The organism is Arthrobacter sp. SE2 (genome assembly GCF_058244265.1).
Genome location: NZ_JBZAYA010000012.1, coordinates 50,834 through 77,600 on the forward strand (window position 1 = coordinate 50,834; position 26,767 = coordinate 77,600).

At 61.5% G+C, this 26,767-nt stretch carries 30 protein-coding genes; 27 read left to right on the plus strand and 3 right to left on the minus strand.

The features are described 5' to 3' along the window. Window positions 1-108: 108 nt before the first annotated feature. Together AC4CS3_RS16500 and AC4CS3_RS16505 are read right to left on the minus strand one after the other, a co-directional pair. Entirely contained in the window at window positions 109-576 is a 468-nt protein-coding gene (locus tag AC4CS3_RS16500; RefSeq protein ID WP_490784371.1) for an aminoacyl-tRNA deacylase, read from the minus strand. A gap of 52 nt (window positions 577-628) precedes the next feature. After that, window positions 629-1,840: an acetyl-CoA C-acetyltransferase gene (locus AC4CS3_RS16505; protein WP_490784372.1), complete on the minus strand. Its 1,212-nt coding sequence runs from the start codon at window positions 1,838-1,840 to the stop codon at window positions 629-631. Between the two features lie 409 nt (window positions 1,841-2,249). On the opposite strand from AC4CS3_RS16505, the gene rpoB reads away from it, so the two are divergent. The 7 genes from rpoB to AC4CS3_RS16540 all read left to right on the plus strand — a co-directional run bounded on the left by rpoB (window position 2,250) and on the right by AC4CS3_RS16540 (window position 14,932). Next, window positions 2,250-5,756: a DNA-directed RNA polymerase subunit beta gene (gene rpoB, locus AC4CS3_RS16510; RefSeq protein ID WP_078108119.1), complete on the plus strand. Its 3,507-nt coding sequence runs from the start codon at window positions 2,250-2,252 to the stop codon at window positions 5,754-5,756. 102 nt (window positions 5,757-5,858) lie between these two features. Beyond that, a complete protein-coding gene (locus AC4CS3_RS16515) occupies window positions 5,859-9,758 on the plus strand; it encodes a DNA-directed RNA polymerase subunit beta' (protein WP_490784373.1) in 3,900 nt (1,299 codons plus the stop codon). 384 nt (window positions 9,759-10,142) lie between these two features. Further along, the gene (rpsL, locus tag AC4CS3_RS16520; RefSeq protein WP_009358312.1) at window positions 10,143-10,517 is read left to right on the plus strand and encodes a 30S ribosomal protein S12; all 375 of its coding nucleotides are present in this window, start codon (window positions 10,143-10,145) and stop codon (window positions 10,515-10,517) included. A 1-nt stretch (window position 10,518) separates the two neighbouring features. After that, complete coding sequence (rpsG, locus tag AC4CS3_RS16525) at window positions 10,519-10,989, plus strand: 30S ribosomal protein S7 (protein WP_059387355.1); 471 nt, start codon at window positions 10,519-10,521, stop codon at window positions 10,987-10,989. Window positions 10,990-11,057: 68 nt separating this feature from the next. Beyond that, a complete protein-coding gene (gene fusA / locus AC4CS3_RS16530; RefSeq protein WP_236812282.1) occupies window positions 11,058-13,172 on the plus strand; it encodes an elongation factor G in 2,115 nt (704 codons plus the stop codon). A 235-nt stretch (window positions 13,173-13,407) separates the two neighbouring features. Then, window positions 13,408-14,598, plus strand: coding sequence for an elongation factor Tu (gene tuf, locus AC4CS3_RS16535; protein ID WP_028265109.1), 1,191 nt, complete (start codon window positions 13,408-13,410; stop codon window positions 14,596-14,598). A 208-nt stretch (window positions 14,599-14,806) separates the two neighbouring features. Beyond that, window positions 14,807-14,932, plus strand: coding sequence for a hypothetical protein (locus AC4CS3_RS16540; protein WP_441411882.1), 126 nt, complete (start codon window positions 14,807-14,809; stop codon window positions 14,930-14,932). A gap of 33 nt (window positions 14,933-14,965) precedes the next feature. On the opposite strand, the gene AC4CS3_RS16545 is transcribed toward AC4CS3_RS16540, so the two are convergent. After that, window positions 14,966-16,393, minus strand: a complete 1,428-nt coding sequence (locus AC4CS3_RS16545) for a GH1 family beta-glucosidase (RefSeq protein WP_490784374.1) — start codon at window positions 16,391-16,393, stop codon at window positions 14,966-14,968. Window positions 16,394-16,781: 388 nt separating this feature from the next. On the opposite strand from AC4CS3_RS16545, the gene rpsJ reads away from it, so the two are divergent. The 20 genes from rpsJ (at window position 16,782) to rplO (ending at window position 26,598) form a co-directional block, all read left to right on the plus strand. Continuing rightward, a complete protein-coding gene (rpsJ, locus tag AC4CS3_RS16550; protein WP_038464699.1) occupies window positions 16,782-17,090 on the plus strand; it encodes a 30S ribosomal protein S10 in 309 nt (102 codons plus the stop codon). An 18-nt stretch (window positions 17,091-17,108) separates the two neighbouring features. Further along, on the plus strand, window positions 17,109-17,759 hold the full coding sequence (gene rplC, locus AC4CS3_RS16555; protein ID WP_059387360.1) for a 50S ribosomal protein L3: 651 nt from the start codon (window positions 17,109-17,111) through the stop codon (window positions 17,757-17,759). Window positions 17,760-17,763: 4 nt separating this feature from the next. Beyond that, window positions 17,764-18,381 carry a 50S ribosomal protein L4 gene (gene rplD / locus AC4CS3_RS16560; RefSeq protein WP_234749056.1) on the plus strand — a complete coding sequence of 206 codons (618 nt, stop codon included), beginning with the start codon at window positions 17,764-17,766 and terminating at the stop codon, window positions 18,379-18,381. Next, window positions 18,378-18,683 (plus strand): 50S ribosomal protein L23, encoded by a 306-nt coding sequence (gene rplW, locus AC4CS3_RS16565; RefSeq protein ID WP_059387362.1) that lies wholly within the window; start codon window positions 18,378-18,380, stop codon window positions 18,681-18,683. The genes rplD and rplW overlap by 4 nt, the downstream gene beginning before the upstream one ends. Window positions 18,684-18,712: 29 nt before the next feature. After that, window positions 18,713-19,552 carry a 50S ribosomal protein L2 gene (gene rplB, locus AC4CS3_RS16570; protein ID WP_028265104.1) on the plus strand — a complete coding sequence of 280 codons (840 nt, stop codon included), beginning with the start codon at window positions 18,713-18,715 and terminating at the stop codon, window positions 19,550-19,552. Between the two features lie 12 nt (window positions 19,553-19,564). Next, a complete protein-coding gene (rpsS, locus tag AC4CS3_RS16575; RefSeq protein ID WP_018773666.1) occupies window positions 19,565-19,846 on the plus strand; it encodes a 30S ribosomal protein S19 in 282 nt (93 codons plus the stop codon). 38 nt (window positions 19,847-19,884) lie between these two features. After that, window positions 19,885-20,250, plus strand: a complete 366-nt coding sequence (rplV, locus tag AC4CS3_RS16580; protein WP_028265103.1) for a 50S ribosomal protein L22 — start codon at window positions 19,885-19,887, stop codon at window positions 20,248-20,250. Next, on the plus strand, window positions 20,251-21,087 hold the full coding sequence (gene rpsC, locus AC4CS3_RS16585) for a 30S ribosomal protein S3 (protein ID WP_028265102.1): 837 nt from the start codon (window positions 20,251-20,253) through the stop codon (window positions 21,085-21,087). Next, window positions 21,088-21,504 (plus strand): 50S ribosomal protein L16, encoded by a 417-nt coding sequence (gene rplP / locus AC4CS3_RS16590; protein ID WP_234749058.1) that lies wholly within the window; start codon window positions 21,088-21,090, stop codon window positions 21,502-21,504. A gap of 2 nt (window positions 21,505-21,506) precedes the next feature. Beyond that, a complete protein-coding gene (gene rpmC / locus AC4CS3_RS16595) occupies window positions 21,507-21,830 on the plus strand; it encodes a 50S ribosomal protein L29 (RefSeq protein ID WP_441411884.1) in 324 nt (107 codons plus the stop codon). Next, complete coding sequence (gene rpsQ, locus AC4CS3_RS16600; protein ID WP_059387365.1) at window positions 21,827-22,126, plus strand: 30S ribosomal protein S17; 300 nt, start codon at window positions 21,827-21,829, stop codon at window positions 22,124-22,126. The genes rpmC and rpsQ overlap by 4 nt, the downstream gene beginning before the upstream one ends. Before the next feature lie 349 nt (window positions 22,127-22,475). Beyond that, window positions 22,476-22,844: a 50S ribosomal protein L14 gene (gene rplN, locus AC4CS3_RS16605; RefSeq protein ID WP_003803789.1), complete on the plus strand. Its 369-nt coding sequence runs from the start codon at window positions 22,476-22,478 to the stop codon at window positions 22,842-22,844. Window positions 22,845-22,847: 3 nt separating this feature from the next. Continuing rightward, the gene (rplX, locus tag AC4CS3_RS16610) at window positions 22,848-23,210 is read left to right on the plus strand and encodes a 50S ribosomal protein L24 (RefSeq protein WP_390278693.1); all 363 of its coding nucleotides are present in this window, start codon (window positions 22,848-22,850) and stop codon (window positions 23,208-23,210) included. Beyond that, window positions 23,210-23,788, plus strand: coding sequence for a 50S ribosomal protein L5 (gene rplE, locus AC4CS3_RS16615; RefSeq protein WP_234749062.1), 579 nt, complete (start codon window positions 23,210-23,212; stop codon window positions 23,786-23,788). The genes rplX and rplE overlap by 1 nt, the downstream gene beginning before the upstream one ends. Window positions 23,789-23,865: 77 nt before the next feature. Then, on the plus strand, window positions 23,866-24,264 hold the full coding sequence (rpsH, locus tag AC4CS3_RS16620; RefSeq protein WP_028265096.1) for a 30S ribosomal protein S8: 399 nt from the start codon (window positions 23,866-23,868) through the stop codon (window positions 24,262-24,264). Window positions 24,265-24,282: 18 nt separating this feature from the next. After that, window positions 24,283-24,819, plus strand: a complete 537-nt coding sequence (gene rplF, locus AC4CS3_RS16625) for a 50S ribosomal protein L6 (protein ID WP_437771053.1) — start codon at window positions 24,283-24,285, stop codon at window positions 24,817-24,819. 3 nt (window positions 24,820-24,822) lie between these two features. Further along, complete coding sequence (gene rplR / locus AC4CS3_RS16630) at window positions 24,823-25,206, plus strand: 50S ribosomal protein L18 (protein WP_234749066.1); 384 nt, start codon at window positions 24,823-24,825, stop codon at window positions 25,204-25,206. A gap of 29 nt (window positions 25,207-25,235) precedes the next feature. Then, window positions 25,236-25,907 carry a 30S ribosomal protein S5 gene (rpsE, locus tag AC4CS3_RS16635; protein WP_028265093.1) on the plus strand — a complete coding sequence of 224 codons (672 nt, stop codon included), beginning with the start codon at window positions 25,236-25,238 and terminating at the stop codon, window positions 25,905-25,907. A 2-nt stretch (window positions 25,908-25,909) separates the two neighbouring features. Then, window positions 25,910-26,116 carry a 50S ribosomal protein L30 gene (gene rpmD / locus AC4CS3_RS16640; protein ID WP_059387371.1) on the plus strand — a complete coding sequence of 69 codons (207 nt, stop codon included), beginning with the start codon at window positions 25,910-25,912 and terminating at the stop codon, window positions 26,114-26,116. Beyond that, window positions 26,116-26,598, plus strand: coding sequence for a 50S ribosomal protein L15 (rplO, locus tag AC4CS3_RS16645; protein ID WP_441411885.1), 483 nt, complete (start codon window positions 26,116-26,118; stop codon window positions 26,596-26,598). Before rpmD ends, rplO begins: the two co-directional genes overlap by 1 nt. Window positions 26,599-26,767 lie beyond the last annotated feature (169 nt).

The window sequence follows — 26,767 nt, forward strand, 5'->3', positions numbered from 1 at the left end:
CCCCGTCCGGATTCGTCCGGGCGGGGCTTTCCTGCGTTTAAGGGCAACGCGGGGTCACTTACGGCCCATTGGGTGCCGCTGGATGGGCCGTAAGTGACCCCGCGTTGCTCAGATGGGGTCGCTGATGTCGGCGACTACGGCCTGCAGCGCGGCTGCCAGCTCATCGGCCTTCACGAAAGCGCTGAATCCGTGTTCGCCTGCGCCCATGGAGATCCTGCGTCCGGCGATGGTGGCATCGGCATAGACCGGCCAGGGCTTCGAACTTCCCAGCGGCGTGATGGTACCGCGCTCATAGCCGGTTGCCTCGAAGGCGATGTCTGCCGAGGGCATGGACAGCTTGTTGACGCCCAGAAGGGCGCGCAGCTTGGGCCAGGAGATCTGGCGGTCACCCGGAACCAGCGCAAACAGGAACGTGCCATCCCGGTGCTTGACCACGAGGGACTTCACGATGTCCGCCGGACTGATCCCCATGATGCGGGCCGCTTCGTCAAGGCTGCTTGCCGCGGCCCGCTCCACGAGTTGGACGTCGAGTCCGCGGGCGGCCGCGTCGGCGAGGAATCGCTCAGTGCCCCGCATTCATGCTCCATTTCCGTTCATGGCCGCTCCCGCTGCCGAATACGCCAAAGATCTAGTCGCGGTAGAGAAGCAGTGCTTCGCCTTGGCCACCGCCACCACAAAGGGCGACCGCAGCTTTGCCCTTCCCGCGGCGCTTCAGCTCGTGGGCCGCGTGGAGGGCTAGACGCGCTCCTGAGGCACCGATCGGGTGTCCGATCGCAATGGCTCCGCCGTGGACGTTGCACTTCTCCAAGGGATAGTCCAGGTCCTTCAAGGACTGCACCGCAACCGAACCGAAGGCTTCGTTGATCTCGATGAAGTCCAGATCGCCCGTGGTCCACCCCGCGCGGTCCAGGGCGTGCCGTATCGCGTTCGAAGGCTGCGAATGCAGGCTGTTGTCGGGTCCGGCTACCTGGCCGGGCTTGCCGACGACGGCGAGGTAGTCAAGGCCGTTCTCGTCGGCAAAGCGGCGGCTCGTGAGAACGAGTGCGGAGGCGCCGTCGGACAGGGGAGAGGAGTTGCCGGCGGTGATGGTTCCGTCGGTGGCAAAGGCGCCCTTCAGGGGGGCCAGGGTCTCCAGTGTGGTCTGGGGGCGGATGCCTTCGTCGCTTGTCAGCACCAAGGGTGCTCCCTTGCGCTGCTTGACGCTGATGGGTGTGATCTCGCCGTCGAACACTCCTTGCGCCGCGGCCGCAGCCGCGCGCTGGTGCGAAGCGGCCGCCACTTCATCCTGGGACCGGCGGTCTATGCCTAGGGAGAGGTTCTTGATCTCGGTGGACAGGCCCATTGACTGGCCATCAAACGCATCGGTGAGGCCGTCATGGGCCGCGACGTCGAGGGCCTGTATCGCCCCATAGCTCCACCCTTGCCGCGAACCGGGCAGCAAGTGGGGGGCGCGGCTCATCGATTCCTGGCCGCCGGCAACCACGACGGCGGCGTCCCCGCTGCGGATCATTCGCGCGGCATCGATTACAGCAGTCAGTCCGGAGAGGCAGACCTTGTTGATGGTGACGGCCGGGATGTTCCAGCCGATTCCGGCGGCGATGGCGCTTTGCCGGGCCGGATTCTGGCCGGCGCCCGCCTGCAGGACCTGTCCCATGATCACTGCGTCCACTTTGTCCGCGGTGAGGCCGCTCGCCGCGATGGCGCCTGAAATGGCGTGAGCGCCGAGCTCGACGGCGGTGAGCCCGGCCAGTTGGCCGTTCAACCGTCCCTGTGGGGTGCGGCTGGCGGAAAGGATGACAACGTCGTTGTTGTTGTCCGTTGTGTCTGAGGGGGTGCTCATTTTCTCTCTTCCGATCAAGGGTGGTGAGCCTAGGTTACCGTGGCGTACATCACCTCTCCATTCAACAATGGAGCCTGGATCAACATTCCGCCCAGGGCAGTATCGGGCCGGGCCGCATAGATGCCTGCAGCAACTGTGCTTGCATTCGGGCGGGATGTGGGGTAGACAGGTGGGTTGATTTGCCGTATTGTGGATATTTGCGTCTTCCCTGTTAACCTTCAGCCTTCATATAGCGGTGGGCTTTACCTCTCAGCTGCGCCATCGACGTGCCGTTAAGAACGCGCATGGTCTTGGCCAGCGGGGGTCCCGGGTCATATAGCGGAACCGGAAAGGTACACTGCGGATTCAATCTGCAGGGTGCAAGCGGGGGAGATCTGAAAACGCCTGAAGGTCTGTGGAAGGATCCCTCTTGGTCGCCTCGAGCACCTCTAATAACGAAACCGCTAATACGGCAAGCACCGATGGTGCAACTCGCCGGCTCTCATTCGCAAAGATTCACGAACCGCTGGACGTTCCGAATCTGCTCGCACTGCAGACGGACAGCTTTGACTGGCTGGTCGGAAACGAACGCTGGCAGTCGCGGGTAGCGAAGGCCGTCGAGGAAGGCGACCTGAGCGTCGCCACCACCTCTGGACTTGCCGACATCTTCGAAGAGATCTCCCCCATCGAGGACTTCCAGGGCACTATGTCCCTGAGCTTCTCCGAGCCGGAGTTCGCTGATCCGAAGTACACCATGGCCGAATGCAAAGACCGTGACGCCACTTACTCGGCACCGCTGTATGTCAAGGCCGAGTTCATGAACAACAACACGGGTGAAATCAAGCAGCAGACCGTGTTCATGGGCGATTTCCCTCTCATGACCGAGAAGGGAACGTTCGTTGTCAACGGCACCGAGCGTGTCGTCGTCTCCCAGCTGGTCCGTTCGCCGGGCGCCTACTTTGAGCGCACCGCTGACAAGACCAGTGACAAGGACATCTTCACTGCAAAGATCATCCCGTCCCGCGGTGCATGGTTCGAGCTCGAAATCGACAAGCGCGACCAGGTCGGCGTACGCCTCGACCGCAAGCGCAAGCAGTCGGTCACCGTTCTGCTGAAGGCCCTCGGTTGGACCGAAGGCCAGATCCTCGAAGAGTTCGGCCAGTACGACTCCATGCGCGCAACGCTGGAGAAGGACGCCACCGAAACCCGCGAAGACGCCCTGCTGGACATCTACCGCAAGCTGCGTCCAGGCGAGCCGCCCACCGTCGAGGCTGCCCAGTCCCTGCTGGACAACCTGTACTTCAACGCCAAGCGCTACGATCTGGCCAAGGTCGGCCGTTACAAGATCAACCGCAAGCTCGGCATCGACCGCTCTCTTGGCGACAAGGAAGCTTCGGTCCTGCACGTTGAAGACATCGTGGCCATGATCAAGTTCCTCGTCGCGCTTCACGCCGGCGAGAAGACCCTCATGGGCAAGCGCGATGGCGAAGACCACGAGCTCCGCGTCGAGATCGATGACATCGACCACTTCGGCAACCGTCGCATCCGCGCCGTCGGCGAACTGATCGAAAACCAGGTCCGCACCGGCCTGTCCCGTATGGAGCGCGTCGTCCGCGAACGCATGACCACGCAGGACGTCGAAGCGATCACGCCGCAGACCCTGATCAACATCCGCCCTGTTGTGGCAGCTATCAAGGAGTTCTTCGGAACGTCCCAGCTGTCGCAGTTCATGGACCAGAACAACCCGTTGTCGGGTCTGACCCACAAGCGCCGCCTGTCGGCCCTTGGCCCGGGTGGTCTGTCCCGTGACCGCGCAGGCATGGAAGTTCGAGACGTGCACCCGTCCCACTACGGACGTATGTGCCCCATCGAAACTCCTGAAGGCCCGAACATCGGTCTGATCGGTTCGTTGGCTTCCTACGGCCGTATCAACCCGTTCGGTTTCATCGAGACTCCGTACCGCCTGGTGTCCGAGGGTGTCGTTTCCGATGAGGTCCAGTACCTCACCGCCGACGACGAAGCAGAAGTCCTGATTGCACAGGCCAACGCACCGCTCGACGCCGACAAGAAGTTCGCGGAAGAAACCGTGCTTGTCCGTGCCCGTGGTGGTGGAGGCGAGCCCGTCCTGGTTCCGGCCGGCGAAGTTCAGTTCATGGACGTTTCCCCGCGCCAGATGGTGTCCGTGGCTACCGCCCTGATTCCGTTCCTCGAGCATGACGATGCAAACCGCGCCCTCATGGGTGCCAACATGCAGCGCCAGGCTGTGCCGCTGGTCCGTTCCGAGGCCCCGTTCGTGGGTACCGGCATGGAGCGCGCTGCCGCCGTCGACGCCGGTGACGTTGTCATCGCGAAGAAGGCCGGTGTCGTCAACGAAGTTTCCGCTGACCTCGTCACCATGCTTAACGACGACGGCACGGAAACCAGCTACCGCATCAACAAGTTCGCCCGTTCCAACCAGGGCAACTGCTACAACCACCGTGTCCTGGTCAACGAAGGCCAGCGCCTCGAAGTCGGCGGCATCATCGCTGACGGCCCGGCAACGGACCAAGGTGAACTCGCCCTCGGTAAGAACCTCCTCGTGGCATTCATGTCCTGGGAAGGCCACAACTTCGAGGACGCCATCATCCTGTCGCAGCGCATCGTCGCTGAGGACGTTCTTTCCTCCATCCACATCGAGGAGCACGAGATCGATGCCCGCGACACCAAGCTTGGTGCCGAGGAAATCACCCGTGACATCCCCAACGTGTCCGAGGAAGTCCTCGCAGGACTGGACGAGCGCGGCATCATCCACATCGGTGCCGAGGTTGAAGCCGGCGACATCCTGGTCGGAAAGGTCACCCCGAAGGGTGAAACCGAACTGACTCCGGAAGAGCGCCTCCTCCGTGCGATCTTCGGCGAGAAGTCCCGCGAAGTGCGTGACACCTCCCTGAAGGTTCCCCACGGTGAGTCCGGCACGGTTATCGGCGTGCGCGTCTTCGACCGCGACAACGACGACGAGCTGCCCCCGGGCGTCAACCAGCTGGTCCGCGTCTACGTTGCTGCCAAGCGCAAGATCACCGACGGCGACAAGCTCGCCGGCCGCCACGGTAACAAGGGCGTCATCTCCAAGATCCTCCCGATCGAAGACATGCCGTTCCTTGCCGACGGTACGCCGGTGGACATCGTCCTGAACCCGCTGGGTGTTCCGGGTCGTATGAACGTCGGCCAGGTGCTCGAAACGCACCTCGGCTGGGTTGCGAAGACCGGTTGGAAGATCGAAGGCGAGCCGGAGTGGGTCAAGAACCTCCCGAACCTGCCTCGTGAATCCGGCCAGACCACTGTCGCCACCCCGGTGTTCGACGGTGCACGCGAAGAGGAAATCACAGGTCTGCTGGATTCCACCAACGTGACCCGCGACGGCGACCGCCTGATCGACTCCTCCGGCAAGACCCGTCTGTTCGACGGCCGCTCCGGCGAGCCGTTCCCTGACCCGATCTCCGTGGGCTACATGTACATCCTGAAGCTCCACCACCTGGTGGACGACAAGATCCACGCGCGCTCCACCGGCCCGTACTCCATGATCACGCAGCAGCCGCTGGGTGGTAAGGCACAGTTCGGTGGCCAGCGCTTCGGTGAAATGGAAGTGTGGGCGCTCGAAGCATACGGCGCTGCCTACACCCTCCAGGAACTGCTGACGATCAAGTCGGACGACATCCACGGCCGCGTGAAGGTCTACGAAGCCATCGTCAAGGGCGAGAACATCCCCGAGCCTGGCGTTCCGGAATCCTTCAAGGTCTTGATCAAGGAAATGCAGTCGCTGTGCCTGAACGTGGAAGTTCTTTCCACGGACGGTACGACGATCGAAATGCGTGACTCTGATGACGCAGTCTTTACGGCTGCGGAAGAACTGGGCATTGATCTGTCTCGCGCAGAGCCCAGCTCCGTAGAAGAGGTCTAACAGCCGCTCTGGCTGGCGGTGCAGACCGCCAGCCAAGGCAGCTGCCTCTTTCCGTAAACCCAAGACTTCAGAATTTAGAGAACAAGAGAGAACAGGGACCATATGTCCAGCGAATCCTCCTTCGGCCTCATGCAGATCGGCCTCGCCACCGCGGAAGACATCCGCGGCTGGTCTTACGGTGAGGTCAAGAAGCCGGAAACCATCAACTACCGCACGCTCAAGCCCGAGAAGGACGGCCTCTTCTGCGAGAAGATCTTCGGCCCGTCCCGGGACTGGGAATGCTACTGCGGCAAGTACAAGCGCGTGCGCTTCAAGGGCATCATCTGCGAGCGTTGTGGCGTTGAAGTCACTCGCGCCAAGGTGCGCCGCGAGCGCATGGGCCACATCGAGCTGGCCGCTCCCGTCACGCACATCTGGTACTTCAAGGGTGTTCCCTCCCGCTTGGGCTACCTCCTTGACCTGGCCCCGAAGGACCTTGAAAAGGTCATCTACTTCGCTGCCTACATGATCACGAGCGTCGACACCGAGAGCCGTCACGCGGAACTGCCGAACCTTCAGGTGGAGCACGACCTCGAGAAGAAGCAGCTCGTCGACAACCGCGACAGCGACATCGCCACGATCGCCCGTGACCTTGAGGACGAGCTTGCCCGCCTCGAAGGTGAAGGCGCCAAGGCTGCGGACAAGAAGAAGGCCCGCGACTCCGCGGACCGTCAGATGGCCAACGTCCGCAAGCGCGCGGATGCTGAGATCGAGCGCCTCGAGCAGGTCTGGGACCGCTTCAAGAACCTCAAGGTCGCCGACCTTGAAGGTGACGAAGGCCTGTACCGCGAACTGCGCGACCGCTACGGCATGTACTTCGAAGGCTCCATGGGTGCCGAAGCCATCAAGAAGCGTCTTGAGAACTTCGACATGCAGGCAGAGTCGGAGTCCCTCCGCGACACCATCCAGAACGGCAAGGGCCAGCGCAAGACCCGCGCCCTCAAGCGACTGAAGGTTGTCAACGCATTCCTGACCACCAACAACAGCCCGCTTGGCATGGTTCTTGACGCCGTCCCGGTGATCCCGCCGGAACTGCGCCCGATGGTCCAGCTGGACGGTGGCCGCTTCGCGACCTCCGACCTCAACGACCTCTACCGCCGTGTGATCAACCGCAACAACCGACTCAAGCGACTGCTTGACCTCGGCGCTCCGGAGATCATCGTCAACAACGAGAAGCGCATGCTTCAGGAAGCTGTTGACAGCCTCTTCGACAACGGACGTCGCGGCCGTCCCGTCACGGGTCCGGGCAACCGTCCGCTGAAGTCCCTGAGCGACATGCTCAAGGGCAAGCAGGGTCGTTTCCGCCAGAACCTGCTCGGAAAGCGCGTCGACTACTCCGGCCGTTCGGTCATCGTCGTCGGCCCGCAGCTGAAGCTGCACCAGTGTGGTCTGCCCAAGCAGATGGCCCTGGAGCTCTTCAAGCCGTTCGTGATGAAGCGACTGGTTGACCTCAACCACGCGCAGAACATCAAGTCGGCAAAGCGCATGGTCGAGCGTTACCGCCCGCAGGTCTGGGACGTGCTGGAAGAGATCATCACCGAACACCCGGTGCTGCTCAACCGTGCACCTACCCTGCACCGCCTCGGCATCCAGGCATTCGAGCCGCAGCTTGTTGAAGGCAAGGCCATCCAGCTTCACCCGCTGGTTTGTGGCGCCTTCAACGCCGACTTCGACGGCGACCAGATGGCAGTCCACCTGCCGCTGAGCCCCGAAGCGCAGGCTGAAGCCCGCATCCTGATGCTCTCCTCCAACAACATCTTGAAGCCGTCTGATGGCCGCCCGGTGACCCTGCCTTCGCAGGACATGATCATCGGTCTGTACCACCTGACCACCAAGCGCGTTGGTTCCGCCGGCGAAGGCCGGATCTTCTCCTCGGTTGCGGAAGCCATCATGGCCTACGATGCCCGCGAGCTGCACCTGAACTCCCAGGTCAAGATCCGCCTTGAGGGCTTTGTCCCTTACGCCGGCTGGGAAGCTCCGGAAGGTTGGGAGCCGGGTCAGGTCGCACTGGTCCAGACCTCCCTCGGCCAGGTTCTCTTCAACGAGACCCTGCCGGAGGACTACCCGTGGGTTGAGGCTGTTGCCGACAAGGGCGAGCTTTCCCGGATCGTCAACGACCTCGCGGAGCGCTACCCGAAGGTTGTCACGGCTGCAACGCTGGACAACCTGAAGGACGCCGGTTTCTACTGGGCAACCCGCTCGGGCGTCACCGTGGCAATCTCCGACATCGAGGTGCCTACCTCCAAGCCGGCCATCCTGGCCCGTTACGAGACCATGGCTGCCAAGATCCAGGGCCAGTACGACAAGGGCCTGATCGACGACGACGAGCGTCGCCAGGAACTGATCGAGATCTGGAACAAGGCCACCAACGAAATCGCCCAGGCGATGCGTGACAGCCTGTCCCCGATGAACACCATCAACCGCATGGTGTCCTCCGGTGCACGTGGTAACTGGATGCAGGTCCGCCAGATCGCGGGTATCCGTGGTCTTGTGGCCAACCCGAAGGGTGAGATCATCCCGCGTCCGATCAAGTCCTCGTACCGCGAGGGCCTGTCGGTGCTGGAATACTTCATCGCCACGCACGGTGCCCGTAAGGGTCTGGCCGACACCGCGCTGCGTACCGCCAACTCGGGTTACCTGACCCGTCGTCTGGTGGACGTTTCGCAGGACGTCATCGTCCGTGAAGAGGACTGTGGCACCGAGCGTGGTCTCATGACTGCAATCGCGGTGCCGGACTCCAACGGTGAGCTGGTCCTTGACGAGAACGTCGAGAACAGCGCCTACGCACGTACCCTCGCCGTCGACGTCGTCGACTCCAAGGGCGCGGTGCTGGCAGCTGCCGGCACCGACTGCGGCGACGTCGTCATTGCCGAGCTGCTCGCAGCCGGCATCACCGAGGTCAAGGTCCGTTCAGTGCTCACGTGTGAGTCCAAGGTCGGTACCTGTGCGCTCTGCTACGGCCGTTCGCTGGCTACAGGCAAGACCGTGGACATCGGAGAGGCCGTCGGCATCATCGCCGCACAGTCCATCGGTGAACCCGGTACCCAGCTGACCATGCGTACGTTCCACACCGGTGGTGCTGTTTCCGCCAGCGGTGGCGACGACATCACCCAGGGTCTGCCCCGTATCCAGGAGCTCTTCGAAGCCCGTACTCCGAAGGGTGTTGCACCGATTGCTGAAGCAGCCGGCCGCATCGCCATCGAAGAGTCCGAGCGCCAGATGCGCCTCATCATCACCCCGGACGATGGTTCCGAGGAGATCGCCTACCCGGTGCTGCGCCGTTCCCGCCTCCTCATCGAGGATGGCGAGCACGTCAGCGTCGGCCAGAAGCTGATCAACGGTCCTGTGGACCCGAAGCAGGTTCTGCGCATCATGGGTCCGCGTGCCGCCCAGAAGTTCCTGGTGGACGAGGTCCAGGGCGTTTACCGCAGCCAGGGCATCGGCATCCACGACAAGCACGTGGAAGTCATCGTCCGTCAGATGCTGCGCCGCGTGACCGTCATCGAATCCGGCGACTCCGATCTGCTTCCGGGCGAGCTCGCTGAGCGCAGCCGCTTCGAAGACGAGAACCGTCGCGTGGTGTCCGAAGGCCGTACCCCGGCTTCCGGTCGTCCGGAACTGATGGGTATCACCAAGGCATCTCTGGCAACCGAGTCCTGGCTGTCGGCCGCTTCCTTCCAGGAGACCACCCGCGTTCTGACGCAGGCGGCCATGGAAGGCAAGAGCGACCCGCTGCTTGGCCTCAAGGAGAACGTCATCATCGGTAAGCTCATCCCGGCCGGTACGGGCCTGCCCCGTTACACCGAGGTCACCGTCGAGCCGACTGAAGAAGCAAAGGCAAGCCTGTTCACGGGCCCCAGCGCCTTCACCGACTTCTCGTATGACGCCCTGGGCGGCGACGGAGCTCCCGAGTTCCACGCCATCCCGCTGGATGACTACGATCTCGGCAACGACTTCCGCTGAGAAGTCTTCTAGTCAAGGTAAGGACCCCGTACTCAGTGAGTACGGGGTCCTTCCCGTTAAGTGCCCGACGACGGCGGGCGGCACCCGCCGCGGTGGTTCACCCCTTTACACCCGATTAAGGCCTCAGATCAAGCCATGCTAGAATTTTGGTAATTGTTCTGTGTGGCAGTGGATGAAGGCCGCCGCAGCATCATTTCGGTTTTGTTCTCATGATGTTGGGTGGAGCCTGTTTCCGGGTTGCGGGCTACGTGCGCAACGAATGCCGCACTTTTGCACGCCCACCGGTCTTCGGACCAGGGCCGCATGGACAACGCCAAAGCTCTCACGCAAACACAGGCCAACGCCTGGGCGCGGAGCAGAGATCAACCAACGGAGAACACGAAAGTGCCTACGATTAACCAGCTGGTCCGCAAGGGCCGCACGCCGAAGGTCTCCAAGACCAAGGCTCCCGCGCTTAAGGGCAGCCCGATGCGCCGCGGTGTTTGCACCCGCGTTTACACGACCACCCCGAAGAAGCCGAACTCGGCTCTCCGTAAGGTTGCACGTGTCCGCCTCAACGGTGGCGTTGAAGTTACCGCCTACATCCCCGGTGTTGGCCACAACCTCCAGGAGCACTCCATCGTGCTGGTCCGTGGTGGTCGTGTGAAGGACCTTCCGGGTGTCCGTTACAAGATCGTCCGTGGTGCCCTCGATACCCAGGGTGTCAAGAACCGCAAGCAGGCCCGCAGCCGCTACGGCGCAAAGATGGAGAAGAAGTAATATGCCTCGCAAGGGTCCGGCCCCGAAGCGGCCGCTAGTTTCCGATCCCGTTTACGGTTCCCCGTTGGTCACCCAGCTGATCAACAAGGTTCTGATCGACGGCAAGAAGTCCACCGCAGAGCGCATCGTTTACGGCGCACTCGAAGGTGCACGCGCCAAGTCCGGTGGCGACCCCGTCGCCGCCCTCAAGAAGGCCATGGACAACGTCAAGCCTTCCCTCGAGGTCCGCTCCCGCCGTGTCGGTGGCGCAACCTACCAGGTTCCCGTTGAGGTCAAGCCGGGCCGCTCCACCGCCCTCGCTCTCCGTTGGCTGGTTGGCTACTCCAAGGCCCGCCGCGAGAAAACGATGACCGAGCGCCTCCAGAACGAAATCCTGGATGCGTCCAACGGTCTCGGTGCCGCTGTGAAGCGTCGCGAAGACACCCACAAGATGGCCGAGTCGAACAAGGCCTTCGCACACTACCGCTGGTAAAACTTCCCGTACGCCGCCGGCTCCCTGAGCTGGCGGCGAACGTGTAGTCCATCCGAAAGGGAGACACCGTGGCACAGGACGTGCTTACCGACCTTAGCAAGGTCCGCAACATCGGCATCATGGCCCACATCGATGCCGGCAAGACCACCACCACCGAGCGCATCCTGTTCTACACGGGTGTGAACCACAAGATCGGCGAAACGCACGACGGCGCTTCGACGACCGACTGGATGGAACAGGAAAAGGAACGCGGCATCACCATCACGTCTGCCGCCGTGACCTGCTTCTGGGACAAGAACCAGATCAACATCATCGACACCCCGGGCCACGTGGACTTCACGGTTGAGGTCGAGCGCTCGCTGCGCGTCCTCGACGGTGCCGTTGCTGTCTTCGATGGCAAGGAAGGCGTTGAGCCGCAGTCCGAGACTGTTTGGCGCCAGGCCGACAAGTACAACGTGCCGCGTATCTGCTTCGTCAACAAGATGGACAAGCTCGGCGCTGACTTCTACTTCACCGTAGACACCATCATCAGCCGCCTCGGCGCCAAGCCGCTGGTCCTCCAGCTGCCGATCGGCGCAGAGAACGACTTCATCGGCGTTGTGGATCTCCTTGAGATGCGCGCCCTGGTGTGGCCGGGCGATGCCAAGGGTGACGTCACCATGGGTGCCAAGTACGAGGTCCAGGAGATCCCCGCTGATCTTCAGGCCAAGGCTGAAGAATACCGTGCACAGCTCGTTGAGACTGTTGCCGAGGCTTCCGAAGAACTCATGGAGAAGTACCTCGAGGGTGAAGAACTCACTGTCGAGGAGCTCAAGGCCGGCATCCGCAAGATGACCATCAACTCTGAGCTCTACCCGGTTCTCTGTGGTTCTGCCTTCAAGAACCGCGGCGTACAGCCGATGCTGGATGCTGTTGTTGACTTCCTGCCGAACCCGCTCGACGTCCCGCCCATGGTCGGTCACGACCCACGCGACGAAGAGAAGGAGCTCACCCGCAAGCCTTCTGCCGAAGAGCCGTTCTCGGCCCTGGCGTTCAAGATTGCCGCGCACCCGTTCTTCGGCCAGCTCACCTTCATCCGCGTGTACTCCGGTCACGTGGAAGCAGGCGCACAGGTGGTCAACTCCACCAAGGGCAAGAAGGAGCGCATCGGCAAGCTGTTCCAGATGCACGCCAACAAGGAAATGCCTGTTGAAGGCGCTACCGCTGGCCACATCTATGCAGCGATCGGTCTGAAGGACACCACCACGGGCGACACCCTGTGCGACGCGAACAACCAGATCGTCCTCGAGTCCATGAGCTTCCCGGAGCCCGTGATCTCGGTTGCCATCGAGCCGAACACCAAGGGTGACCAGGAGAAGCTCTCCACGGCCATCCAGAAGCTCTCCGCTGAGGACCCGACCTTCCAGGTCTCCCTCAACGAGGACACCGGTCAGACCATCATCGCCGGCATGGGCGAGCTCCACCTGGACATCCTGGTGGACCGCATGCGCCGCGAATTCAAGGTCGAGGCAAACGTCGGCAAGCCGCAGGTTGCTTACCGCGAAACCATCAAGCGCGCTGTAGAGCGTCACGACTACACGCACAAGAAGCAGACCGGTGGTTCGGGTCAGTTCGCAAAGATCCAGATCGCCATCGAGCCGATGGACACCGCCGACGGCGAGCTGTACGCGTTCGAGAACAAGGTCACCGGTGGCCGCGTGCCCCGCGAGTACATCCCGTCCGTTGACGCGGGCATCCAGGATGCACTCAACGACGGCGTTCTGGCCGGCTACCCGGTTGTCGGCATCAAGGCCACGCTGATTGACGGCGCGTACCACGATGTTGACTCCTCGGAAATGGCGTTCAAGATCGCCGGCCGTATGGCTTTCAAGGAAGCCGCACGCAAGGCGAACCCGGTTCTGCTCGAACCGCTGATGGATGTTGAGGTCCGCACCCCTGAGGAATACATGGGTGAAGTAATCGGTGACCTGAACTCCCGCCGTGGCCAGATGCAGTCCATGGAAGATGCCGCCGGCGTCAAGGTGATCCGCGCGCACGTTCCGCTGTCCGGCATGTTCGGCTACATCGGTGACCTGCGTTCGAAGACCCAGGGCCGTGCTGTGTACTCCATGACGTTCAACAGCTACGCCGAGGTCCCGAAGGCAGTTGCCGACGAGATCATCCAGAAGAACCGCGGCGAGTAATCACCGACGGATAAACCAGGATGTTGGCCCGTTCCGGGAAAGCATTCAGCGCAGGCGCCGGGCTGTAGCCCAGGCAGCAGTCCGGTCCCTGCGCGAACAGACTCCAGGTTCCAATAATGGTCCCTGAATCTGCAATTTCACCAAATCCAAAGCCCCCAAGTAGACTTGCTGGAGTTTCTGCCGCGAAAAGCGCGGCCGAGGAGCAACTCACTTGAAATCGTTCTAGGAGGAACCTGTGGCAAAGGCAAAGTTCGAGCGGACTAAGCCGCACGTCAACATCGGCACCATTGGTCACGTTGACCACGGTAAGACGACGCTGACTGCCGCCATTTCCAAGGTGCTGTACGACAAGTACCCCACTCTCAACGAGCAGCGCGACTTCGCGTCGATTGACTCTGCTCCGGAAGAGCGCCAGCGTGGTATTACCATCAACATCTCCCACGTTGAGTACCAGACCGAGAAGCGCCACTACGCACACGTAGACGCTCCGGGTCACGCTGACTACATCAAGAACATGATCACCGGTGCTGCACAGATGGACGGTGCGATCCTCGTGGTTGCCGCCACTGACGGTCCGATGGCTCAGACCCGCGAGCACGTTCTGCTCGCCCGCCAGGTTGGTGTTCCCTACCTGCTGGTCGCGCTGAACAAGTCCGACATGGTCGACGACGAAGAGCTTCTCGACCTCGTTGAAATGGAAGTTCGCGAGCTGCTCAGCGCTCAGGGCTTCGATGGCGACGACGCTCCGGTTGTACGTGTTTCCGGCCTCAAGGCACTCGAAGGCGACCCGGTTTGGGTCAAGTCCGTCGAGGACCTCATGGAAGCTGTCGACAACTCGGTTCCGGACCCCGTTCGTGACCGCGACAAGCCGTTCCTGATGCCGATCGAAGACGTCTTCACGATCACCGGTCGTGGCACCGTTGTTACGGGTCGCGCCGAGCGCGGTACCCTCGCGATCAACTCTGAAGTTGAAATCGTTGGTATCCGTCCGGTCCAGAAGACCACCGTTACCGGTATCGAGATGTTCCACAAGCAGCTCGACGAAGCATGGGCCGGCGAGAACTGTGGCCTCCTGCTCCGCGGTCTGAAGCGCGACGACGTCGAGCGTGGCCAGGTTGTCGTCAAGCCGGGTTCCATCACCCCGCACACCGACTTCGAGGCCAACGTCTACATCCTTTCCAAGGACGAAGGCGGACGTCACAACCCGTTCTACTCGAACTACCGCCCGCAGTTCTACTTCCGTACCACGGACGTAACCGGCGTTATCACCCTGCCGGAAGGCACGGAAATGGTTATGCCTGGCGACAACACTGAGATGACCGTTGAGCTCATCCAGCCGATCGCTATGGAAGAGGGCCTCGGCTTCGCAATCCGTGAAGGTGGCCGCACCGTTGGTTCGGGACGTGTCACCAAGATCCTCAAGTAGTTTCTAGTTGTAGATCGGTGGAGGACCGGCCGCTTGGCGACCGGTAGCAAACCAAAGAAGAACCCCGTCACTATCGTGGCGGGGTTCTTTTTTGGTATGTAACGCGGTTACGCCTTGGCATCCTCCGAGCCGGCATTGATCGTCCTTGCCGTCTGGCGCCTCAACAGGACCGCGCCCTGATAGCGTTGCCTCAAAGGAGGAATGCGGAATGGGATGGCTCATTTTTCTGATCGTAGTGGTTGTCGTGGTAGCGGGCCTGATGTGGGGAAGGAAATACTTCCGCCGCGAGATCGAGCGCGCCAAGCGCATCAATCGGGCCAACAGGAAAGATTGATTTAGCACGATCGGTCCACGAAAGGGGCTCGAATCAGCTCCTGCGTGCCTTGCTCAAGGATTGGTACCAGTAGTACGAGTCTTTGGGGGTTCTTTCGAGGGTGTCGAAGTCAACGTGCACCAGCCCGAATCGCTGTGAATATCCGGCGGCCCATTCGAAGTTGTCCAGTAGCGTCCAGACGTAGTAACCCAGAAGTTCGACGTCGTGGGCGATCCCGCCGGGGGCCGTGGCCCTCAAGGCCTGGCCAAGGTGCGAAGCAAGGTAGCTGATGCGATCGGCGTCGTGCACCGGACCCCCGGTGTGGTCCGGCTCCGGGAAGCTCGCGCCGCTCTCCGTGATGAACAGGGGAGGCAGCGCTGGCCCGTAGCGGTCTTTCAGCTCCCGCAGCAGGATTCCGAGGTGTTCGGGAGCCACAGGCCAACCAAATCCCGTCGTTTCGTATTCCGGGAAGGCTGCCAGATGGAACGGCAGCTTGGCCATCATGTCCGGGTTGCTGCTGGGTCCGCTTCCGTCGCCGCGGCCCGAGGCCACCTTGATGGGGTAGTAGTAGTTCAAGCCGTAGAAATCCAACGGCTGGTGGATGGTCTCGAGGTCCTCGTCGCGGACCTTGCCCAGGGCCCGGAACCAGGGCCTTACCTGTAGTGGCGGTTTCGGGTACCGCCCCAAGAGGATGGGATCGGCATAGACCCGGTTGAAGATGAGGTCGAAGGCCTTGGCCATCAGACCGTCTGCAAGCCGCTTGCTTGCGGGCCGGACTGGCGAATGGACGTTGGCTACGCCGACAGTTCCCGCCACGCCGGCAGCGCGCAGGGCCTGGACAGCAAGGCCGTGCCCCAACAACTGGTGGTGGGCGGCCGGCAAGGCATCGAAAAGCAACCGCCTGCCGGGAGCGTGGACACCGAGCGCATAACCTTGCAACGCGACCGAAACGGGTTCGTTCAGGGTGACCCATTGCGCCACGCGGTCACCGAAGCGGTGCGCGGCCGCAGCGGAGTATTCGGCGAACCGTTCCGCCGTCGCCCGGTTCAGCCAGCCGCCGTCGTGCTCTAACGGCAGGGGAGTATCCCAATGGAACAGGGTCACCATGGGCGAGACCCCGGCCTTCAGGAGCTTGTCGATCAGACGGTCGTAGAAGTCCAGGCCCTGTTCGTTGATGGGACCCTTGCCGCCGGGTTGGATCCGGGGCCAGGAGAGCGAGAACCGGTAGGAATCCACGCCCAGATCCTGCATGAGGGCAATGTCCTCGTCCGTCCGGTTGTAGTGGTCGCAGGCTACTGCGGGGGAGTGCCCGTCGACGATCGCGCCTGGTTTCTCGGCAAATGCATCCCAGCTTGACGGTCCGCGCCCGTCCGCTGAGAGTGAGCCCTCGATCTGGAAGGCTGCCGCAGCGACGCCCAAGGTGAAGTCCGGCCGGATGCGGCCTGCAAGATCCCCCACCGTGGCAGAATCTTGGACAGTCATGACCCCATCATCCCGAGCGCAGGAGCTGATGGCAATGGTCCGCGAGGCCCGATTGGCTTATGCCGGGGAATTCCGGCATACTAGGTGAGTTGTTCAAGCGCTTCTTCGCGTCCCGATCCGGATAATGCCGGGTGTCAGGGTCCAAGCTGAAGCCCAAACATAACCCAGATCCCCTAAGGAAGTCGGACGCGTTTGCGTGGAAATCGCGACACGCCCGACCGCGGGGGTCGGTTACACCGGCAAGTTGAGGAACCCGGATCCCTCCGGATTCAGCTTGTGCGGCGGGTGGTAGTACTACTTCAAATGCTTCGGCAGCCACATACAACACGTAAGTGAACAGGGCAGCCTTTATTCGAGGGCAGCACAGACTGAAAGAGAGTCAGGCGACATGGCGGGACAAAAAATCCGCATCCGGCTGAAGTCATATGACCACGAGGTCATTGATGTTTCAGCGCGGAAGATCGTTGAGACGGTCACGCGCGCAGGCGCAACGGTAGTAGGCCCCGTGCCGCTGCCGACGGAGAAGAACATCTACTGCGTGATCCGCTCTCCCCACAAGTACAAGGACAGCCGTGAGCACTTTGAAATGCGTACTCACAAGCGTCTGATCGACATCATCGACCCCACGCCGAAGGCTGTTGACTCGCTTATGCGTCTCGACCTGCCGGCCGACGTGAACATCGAAATCAAGCTGTAGGGAGGTGCTGAGAAAACTATGACCGCAACCCGTAATGTAAAGGGCCTGCTGGGCACGAAGCTCGGCATGACCCAGGTCTGGGACGAGAACAACAAGCTCATCCCGGTAACTGTCGTCCAGGCTGACTCCAACGTCATCACTCAGCTGCGCAATGCAGAGACTGATGGCTATGTCGCCGTCCAGATCGGCTACGGCCAGATCGATCCCCGCAAGGTCACCAAGCCGCTGGCTGGTCACTTTGAAAAGGCTGGCGTAACTCCTCGCCGCCACGTCGTCGAACTGCGCACTGCAGACGCCGCGTCTTACGAACTGGGCCAGGAGCTTTCTGTTGAGCTCTTCGAAGCCGGTCAGAAGATCGACGTCGTCGGCACCAGCAAGGGTAAGGGCTTCGCCGGTGTTATGAAGCGTCACGGCTTCCACGGTGTTGGAGCCTCCCACGGTGCGCACAAGAACCACCGCAAGCCCGGTTCAATCGGTGGCGCATCCACCCCGAGCCGCGTCTTCAAGGGTCTGAAAATGGCCGGTCGCATGGGCGCAGAACGTCATACCACGCTGAACCTCACGGTTCACGCTGTTGACGCCGAGAAGTCGCTGCTCCTTATCAAGGGTGCCGTCCCCGGCGCCCGCGGCCAGGTCGTCCTCGTACGCACCGCCGTGAAGGGAGCCTAGTTAAATGACTAGCACTGTCAAGGTAGACCTGCCTGCAGAGATCTTCGACGTCCAGACCAACGTGCCGCTGCTGCACCAGGTCGTCGTCGCACAGCTCGCTGCTGCTCGCCAGGGTACCCACAAGACCAAGACCCGCGCCGAAGTTTCCGGTGCAGGCCGCAAGCCGTTCAAGCAGAAGGGTACCGGCCGCGCCCGTCAGGGTTCCATCCGTGCTCCTCACATGACCGGTGGTGGCGTTGTCCACGGCCCGACTCCGCGTGACTACAGCCAGCGGACCCCCAAGAAGATGAAGGCTGCCGCACTGCGTGGCGCCCTGTCCGACCGCGCCCGTAACGGCCGCATCCACGTCGTTGCTGAACTGGTCGCCGGCCCCAAGCCGTCCTCCAAGGAAGCACTGGCCGCGTTGCGTGCAGTTTCCGAGCGTCGGAACCTGCTCGTTGTTATCGAGCGCGCCAACGATGTTGCTGCACTTTCCGTGCGCAACCTCACGGATGTTCACGTTCTGTACGCAGACCAGTTGAACACCTACGACGTGCTGGTTTCCGACGACGTTGTCTTCACCAAGGCTGCGTTCGAGGCTTTCATCGCTGACAAGGCAAAGAACGAGGAGGATGCCAAGTGAGTGCAGCCACCATCAAAGACCCGCGCGACGTCGTCATTGCACCCGTCGTTTCGGAAAAGAGCTACGGCCTGATCGATGAGGGCAAGTACACCTTCCTGGTGGACCCCCGCTCGAACAAGACCGAGATCAAGCTGGCCGTGGAGAAAATTTTCTCCGTCAAGGTCGAATCGATCAACACCATCAACCGTGCCGGTAAGCGCAAGCGCACCAAATTCGGCTGGGGACAGCGCAAGAGCACCAAGCGTGCAATTGTGACCCTCAAAGAAGGCACAATCGACATCTTCGGCGGTCCGCTCGCGTAGCGGAGACCACTTTAACGAGGAAATGAATTATGGGAATCCGTAAATACAAGCCGACTACCCCGGGCCGTCGCGGCTCGAGCGTAGCCGACTTCTCCGAAATCACGCGATCGACTCCGGAAAAGTCGTTGCTGCGTCCGCTGCACAAGACTGGCGGCCGTAACAACACCGGTAAGATCACTACCCGTCACAAGGGTGGTGGCCACAAGCGCCAGTACCGTCTGATCGACTTCCGTCGCCACGACAAAGACGGCGTCAACGCCCGCGTTGCCGAAATCGAGTACGATCCGAACCGCACGGCTCGCATCGCCCTCCTGCACTACGTTGATGGCACCAAGCGTTACATCATCGCCCCGAACAAGCTGTCCCAGGGTGACTTCGTCGAGGCTGGCCCCGACGCTGACATCAAGCCGGGCAACAACCTGCCGCTGCGCAACATCCCGGTTGGTACCACCATCCACGCAGTTGAACTGCGTCCGGGTGGCGGCGCCAAGATGGCCCGTTCCGCAGGTGCTTCGGTTCAGCTCGTCGCCAAGGAAGGCCGTTTCGCCCAGCTGCGTCTGCCCTCCGGTGAAATCCGCAACGTTGACGTGCGCTGCCGCGCAACCGTCGGCGAGGTCGGCAACGCCGAGCAGTCGAACATCAACTGGGGTAAGGCCGGCCGTATGCGCTGGAAGGGCGTTCGCCCGACCGTCCGTGGTGTCGCCATGAACCCGGTCGATCACCCGCACGGTGGTGGTGAAGGTAAGACTTCCGGTGGACGTCACCCGGTCAACCCGAACGGTAAGCGTGAAGGCCGCACCCGCCGCCCCAACAAAGAGAGCGACAAGCTTATTGTTCGTCGCCGCCGTACTGGCAAGAACAAGCGATAGGAGCCTGGACACATGCCACGCAGCCTGAAAAAAGGTCCTTTCGTAGACCAGCACCTCTTTGTGAAGGTCGCCAGGGAAAACGAAAAGGGCACCAAGAACGTCATCAAGACCTGGTCCCGCCGTTCGATGATCGTCCCGGACATGCTGGGTCACACGATTGCCGTTCACGACGGACGCAAGCACATTCCGGTGTTTGTCACTGAGTCGATGGTCGGGCACAAGCTCGGCGAATTCGCTCCTACGCGGACATTCCGCGGCCATGTCAAGGACGACCGTAAGGGCAAGCGCCGCTAAGGCGCTGGCTCTACGGCTAAGACGAGAGAAGGAAAGCAATGGAAGCCAAGGCTATTGCGCGTCACATCCGCGTAACGCCTATGAAGGCCCGGCGCGTCGTCAACCTTGTTCGTGGTAAGCAAGCGAATGAGGCTCTGGCAATTCTGAAGTTCGCCGAACAGGCAGCTTCGGAGCCGGTATTCAAGGTAGTTCAGTCGGCAATGGCAAACGCTCGGGTCCTCGCGGACCGCGACGGCGTTGCCTTCGACGAGGGAGACCTCTACATCAGCGAAGCGTTTGTTGATGAAGGCCCGACCATGAAGCGGTTCCAGCCGCGTGCTCAGGGTCGCGCATTTCAGATCAAGAAGCGCACGAGCCACATCACCGTGGTAGTCGCTACCCCGGAGAAAGAGGAGGCTCGCTAAGTGGGACAGAAAGTAAACCCGCACGGGTTCCGACTCGGCATCACCACCGATCACGTATCGCACTGGTTTGCTGACAGCACCAAGGCTGGCCAGCGGTACAAGGACTTCGTTCGCGAAGACATCCGCATCCGCCAGCTCATGTCCACGGGCATGGAGCGCGCTGGTATCGCCAAGGTCGAAATCGAGCGCACCCGTGACCGTGTCCGCGTGGACATCCACACGGCTCGCCCGGGTATCGTCATCGGCCGCCGCGGCGCAGAAGCGGACCGCATTCGCGGCGAGCTCGAAAAGCTCACCGGCAAGCAGGTCCAGCTGAACATCCTCGAGGTCAAGAACCCCGAGATGGAAGCACAGCTTGTTGCCCAGGGCGTTGCTGAGCAGCTGACTTCCCGCGTGGCTTTCCGCCGTGCGATGAAGAAGGCCATGCAGTCCGCACAGCGTGCGGGTGCCAAGGGTATCCGTATTGCTTGCTCCGGTCGACTGGGTGGCGCAGAAATGTCCCGCTCGGAGTTCTACCGCGAAGGCCGTGTGCCCCTGCACACCCTGCGTGCGAACATCGACTACGGCTTCTACGAGGCCAAGACCACCTTCGGCCGCATCGGCGTGAAGGTCTGGATCTACAAGGGTGACGTCACTGCCAAGGAACTGGCTCAGCAGGCAGCTGCTGCTCCGTCCCGCGGCCGCGGTCCCAGCGACCGCCCGGGCCGCCCGGGTGGCGCCGACCGTGGTGACCGCCGTCGTCGTACCGACCGTCCGGCAGCTGACGCAGCACCTGTTGCTGCAGAGGCTCCGGCAGCTGAAGCTGCTGCTCCCGCGGCAGAAGGAGGACAGGCTTAAATGCTTATCCCACGTCGAGTCAAGCACCGTAAGCAGCACCACCCGGGTCGTTCCGGCGCTGCAACGGGCGGCACCAAGGTCACTTTCGGTGAGTACGGCATCCAGGCGCTGAGCCCGGCCTACGTCACGAACCGTCAGATCGAGTCTGCCCGTATCGCGATGACCCGCCACATCAAGCGTGGCGGCAAGGTCTGGATCAACATCTATCCGGACCGCCCGCTGACGAAGAAGCCGGCCGAAACCCGCATGGGTTCCGGTAAGGGTTCTCCGGAATGGTGGGTCGCAAACGTCAAGCCGGGCCGGGTTCTCTTTGAGATCGCCGGTGTCGAAGAATCGGTTGCTCGCGAGGCACTGCGCCTGGCAATCCACAAGCTCCCGTTGAAGGCACGCATTCTGCGTCGCGAAGGTGGTGAATAGAAATGGCAGTAGGATCCAAGGAACTTGCATCCGCACAGCTGGACGGTTTCGACAACGAGCGACTCGTTGAAGAACTCCGCAAGGCCAAGGAAGAGCTGTTCAACCTGCGTTTCCAGTCCGCCACCGGTCAGCTGGAGAACCACGGTCGTCTGCGCGCGGTAAAGAAGGACATCGCACGCATCTACACCGTTCTCCGTGAGCGCGAGCTGGGCATTCGTGCCGAGGTTGCCGCACCGGTTGTGGAAGCCAAGGAAGAAAAGAAGTCCAAGAAGGCAGAAGCCAAGGCTGATAAGGCCGAAGCCGAGGCTGGAGAGGACGCCAAGTGAGCGAACAGAAGGAAACTGTGACGGAAGCAGCAGCCAGCGCTGAACAGCGCGGTTACCGTAAGACGCGTCGCGGCTACGTTGTCTCTGACAAGATGGAAAAGACCATCGTTGTTCAGGTCGAAGACCGCGTGAAGCACGCTCTGTACGGCAAGGTCATTCGCCGCACCTCGAAGATCAAGGCTCACGACGAGCAGAACACCGCCGGCATCGGCGACCTCGTTCTGATCTCTGAGACCCGCCCGCTGTCCGCTACAAAGCGGTGGCGCCTGGTCGAGATCCTCGAAAAGGCTAAGTAATCCCGCGCCGGGCTTTGTCCGGCAGCGATATGGATTGGTGGGAGGGCCCGCATTCCGGAAGGAATGCGGGCCTTTCCGCGTTTCGGCCCCTAGCGCAAAACGTGCTAGGATATTGAGTTTGTATGGCGCCAGTTGTGCGTCAACAAACCACCTCGTAAACAATCGTGCCGCGGCATACTGCCCCGCGCAGTTATTTCCGCAAGGGAAGCTGATGCTGGCGGCACGGGAGTTTAGGCCTGCACTGGCAAAATCCAGGCAGGTCAAGAGACACCCCGATCAACCGTTCCGCAAGGCTCATTCCGTATGCTCCATTTCGGTCTGAGAACCGGCGCGACGCAAGGAGTAAAAATTGATTCAGCAGGAGTCGCGACTGAAGGTCGCCGACAACACGGGTGCTAAGGAAATCCTTACCATTCGCGTTCTCGGTGGATCCGGCCGTCGCTACGCAGGCATTGGCGACGTCATTGTCGCAACCGTCAAGGACGCTATCCCGGGCGGCAACGTAAAGAAGGGTGACGTCGTCAAGGCTGTCATCGTTCGTACCAAGAAGGAACGCCGCCGTGCGGATGGTTCCTACATCAAGTTTGACGAGAACGCAGCTGTGATCCTGAAGAACGACGGTGACCCCCGCGGTACCCGTATCTTCGGCCCGGTTGGTCGTGAACTCCGTGACAAGAAGTTCATGAAGATCGTTTCGCTGGCTCCGGAGGTGCTGTAACCCATGGGTGCAAAGATCAAGAAGGGTGACCTCGTTCAGGTCATCACTGGCGCCAAGCAGGAACGTGGCGGCGACCGCGGCAAGCAGGGCAAGGTTCTGCGCGTGTTCACCGAGACCAACCGCGTCCTGGTAGAAGGCATCAACCGAGTCACCAAGCACACCAAGGTCGGTCAGTCGCAGCGCGGCACCAAGACCGGTGGCATCGAGGTCGTTGAGGCCCCGATCCACGTCTCCAACGTTGCTCTTGTTGACCCCTCGACCAAGAAGCCGACCCGCGTTGGTTTCCGTCTCGAGACCGTTGAGAAGGACGGCGTCTCCAAGACCGTCCGTGTCCGCGTGTCCAAGGCATCCGGGAAGGACATCTAATGACTGAGACTCTCGAGACTCCAGCGAAGATCGTTCCGCGTCTGAAGACGAAGTACGCCGATTCCATCAAGCAGACCCTGGTTGAGGAATTCAAGTACGAGAACGTGAACCAGGTTCCCCGCCTGGTGAAGGTTGTTGTGAACATGGGTGTTGGAGATGCCGCCAAGGACTCCAAACTGATCGACGGCGCTGTCCGCGACCTCACCCTGATCACCGGCCAGAAGCCGCAGGTAACCAAGGCCCGCAAGTCGATCGCCCAGTTCAAGCTGCGCGAAGGCATGCCCATCGGTGCACACGCAACTCTGCGTGGGGACCGTATGTGGGAATTCGTGGACCGCCTCGTGTCCCTCGCCCTGCCCCGTATCCGCGACTTCCGCGGCCTCAACGGCAAGCAGTTCGACGGCAACGGCAACTACACCTTCGGTCTGACCGAGCAGGTTATGTTCCACGAAATCGACCAGGACTCCATCGACCGCGTTCGCGGTATGGACATCACGGTTGTCACCACTGCAAAGACCGATGACGAAGGCCGTGCGCTCCTCAAGGCACTTGGCTTCCCGTTCAAATCCGAAGACTAATAACTACGTAGTAGGTCCGGCCGCGGCTGCTTTGCAGTCAACGCGGAAACCATTACGAGGAAGGGCAAGAGCCCACAATGACTATGACAGATCCTGTCGCAGACATGCTTACGCGTCTGCGCAACGCCAACTCGGCATACCACGACACCGTGAGCATGCCGTACAGCAAGCTCAAGGCACGCGTTGCCGACATCCTGAAGGCAGAAGGCTACATTGCTGCCTGGAAGGAAGAGGAAGCCGAAGTCGGCAAGAAGCTGACCATCGACCTCAAGTTCGGTCCGAACCGCGAGCGTTCAATTGCTGGTGTCCGCCGCATTTCCAAGCCTGGTCTCCGCGTTTACGCGAAGTCCACCAACCTGCCTCACGTGCTGGGTGGCCTGGGTATCGCAATCCTGTCCACCTCTTCCGGCCTCCTGACTGACAAGCAGGCCGGCAAGAAGGGCGTGGGCGGCGAAGTCCTCGCGTACGTCTGGTAACGGGAAAGGAAGAGAATAATGTCACGTATTGGACGTCTCCCCATCACCGTTCCTGCCGGCGTTGAAGTTAAGGTTGATGGCTCTGTCATCAACGTCAAGGGCACCAAAGGCGAGCTGAGCCACACTGTAGCCAGCCCGATCGAGGTCACCCTGGACGAAAGCACCTTGACTGTCACCCGCCCGAACGACGAGCGCACTTCGCGTTCCCTGCACGGCCTGACCCGCACCCTGATCGCCAACATGATCGAGGGCGTCACCAAGGGCTACGAAAAGAAGCTTGAAATCGTTGGTACCGGTTACCGCGTTCAGGCCAAGGGTTCTGACCTTGAGTTCGCTCTCGGCTTCAGCCACCCGGTGAATGTCGCCGCTCCCGAAGGCATCACCTTCACGGTGGAGGGGCCGACCAAGCTCTCCGTCGCTGGTATCTCCAAGCAGCAGGTCGGCGAGGTTGCTGCCAACATTCGCAAGCTGCGCAAGCCCGACCCCTACAAGGGCAAGGGTGTCCGTTACGCCGGCGAAGTTATCCGCCGCAAGGTCGGAAAGGCTGGTAAGTAAACCATGGCCATCGCAATTAACAAGAAGCGGTCGAACAAGAGCAAGTCTGCTGCACGCAGCCGTCGCCAGCTTCGTATCCGCAAGCGCATCACCGGCACGGCTGCTCGTCCTCGTCTGGTCGTCAACCGCTCCGCACGCCACATCTTCGTCCAGGTTGTCGATGACAGCAAGGGTGTAACCGTGGCTTACGCTTCCACTCTGGAAGCTGACCTTCGTGCATTCGACGGCGACAAGACTGCCAAGGCCAAGCGCGTCGGCGAGCTCGTTGCCGGGCGTGCCAAGGCTGCAGGTATCGAAGCTGTTGTCTTCGACCGCGGTGGTAACAAGTACCACGGCCGGATCGCCGCCGTCGCTGACGGCGCACGTGAAGGTGGGCTGGCACTGTGACCGTTGAGAATAACGAAAAGGACATTCAGGTGACTGAAGCTGCAGCTGCTGAGGCAACTGAGACTGCTGCTGCCACCGACGACCGCCGCGGCGGCCGTCGTGGCGAGCGTGGTGACCGTGGCCAGGGCCGCGGCGACCGTGGTGGCCGTGGTGGCCGCGACGGCGGCCGCGAGGCCGAGAAGAGCCAGTTCGTAGAGCGCGTTGTAACCATCAACCGTGTTGCCAAGGTCGTCAAGGGTGGTCGTCGCTTCAGCTTCACCGCCCTCGTCGTCGTCGGTGATGGCAACGGCCTGGTTGGCGTTGGCTACGGCAAGGCCAAGGAAGTTCCGGCAGCAATCGCAAAGGGCGTCGAAGAGGCTAAGAAGTCCTTCTTCCGCGTTCCCCGCGTTGGCAGCACCATCCCGCACCGCGTGCAGGGTGAGGCCGCAGCAGGCGTTGTCATGCTGCGTCCGGCTTCCCCGGGTACCGGTGTTATCGCCGGTGGTCCGGTCCGCGCGGTACTGGAATGCGTCGGTATCCACGACGTTCTCTCCAAGTCGCTCGGTTCCTCGAACGCCATCAACATCGTTCACGCGACTGTTGACGCCCTGAAGCGACTGGAAGAGCCCGCTTCCGTGGCAGCCCGCCGTGGCCTGCCGCTGGACGAGGTTGCTCCTGCAGCTCTGGTGCGCGCACTCCAGAACCAAAAGGCAGGTGTCTAGTCATGGCTAAGAACCTGACTCCCTCCGACGCTCAGTTGGAGATCACCCAGATCAAGGGCGTCATCGGCGCCAAGCAGAACCAGCGTGAGACCCTGCGGTCCCTCGGCCTCAAGCGCATCGGACACACTGTTGTCCGCACCGCTGATGCCGTAACCGTCGGAATGCTCAACACGGTTCCGCACCTCGTGAATGTAGAGGAGGCGAAGTAATGGCTGAGAACAAGACCGCCGCAGAGGCTGCCGACAAGCAGAACACTCTGAAGGTCCACCACCTGCGTCCCGCCCCCGGTGCCAAGACGTCCAAGACCCGTGTTGGTCGTGGTGAAGGCTCCAAGGGTAAGACCGCCGGTCGCGGTACCAAGGGTACGAAGGCCCGCTACCAGGTCAAGGCTGGCTTTGCCGGCGGCCAGTTGCCGCTGCACATGCGCCTGCCGAAGCTTCGCGGCTTCAAGAACCCGTTCCGGGTTGAGTTCCAGGTTGTAAACCTGGACAAGCTCAACGAGCTGTTCCCGGAAGGTGGCGCTGTCACCGTCGAGTCCCTGGTTGAGAAGGGTGCCGTTCGCAAGAACCAGCCCGTCAAGGTGCTGGGCACCGGTGACATCACCGTCAAGGTTGACGTCACCGCCCACGCTTTCTCCTCCAGCGCAGCTGAGAAGATCGCAGCAGCAGGCGGAACCACCACTGCCCTCTAAAGGGCCCTGGGGCTATCGCCCGCTGTGAAAAGACTCCCGGTGTGGAGGGCTTCGGCCCCTCGCGCCGGGAGTTTTTTCATATGGCGCACACCCCTCGATTGTTCGCATGGCGCATCAAACCGTTAGACTCGGGTGTTGGGTTTCAATGACCCCTTTCGACACCCTTGGA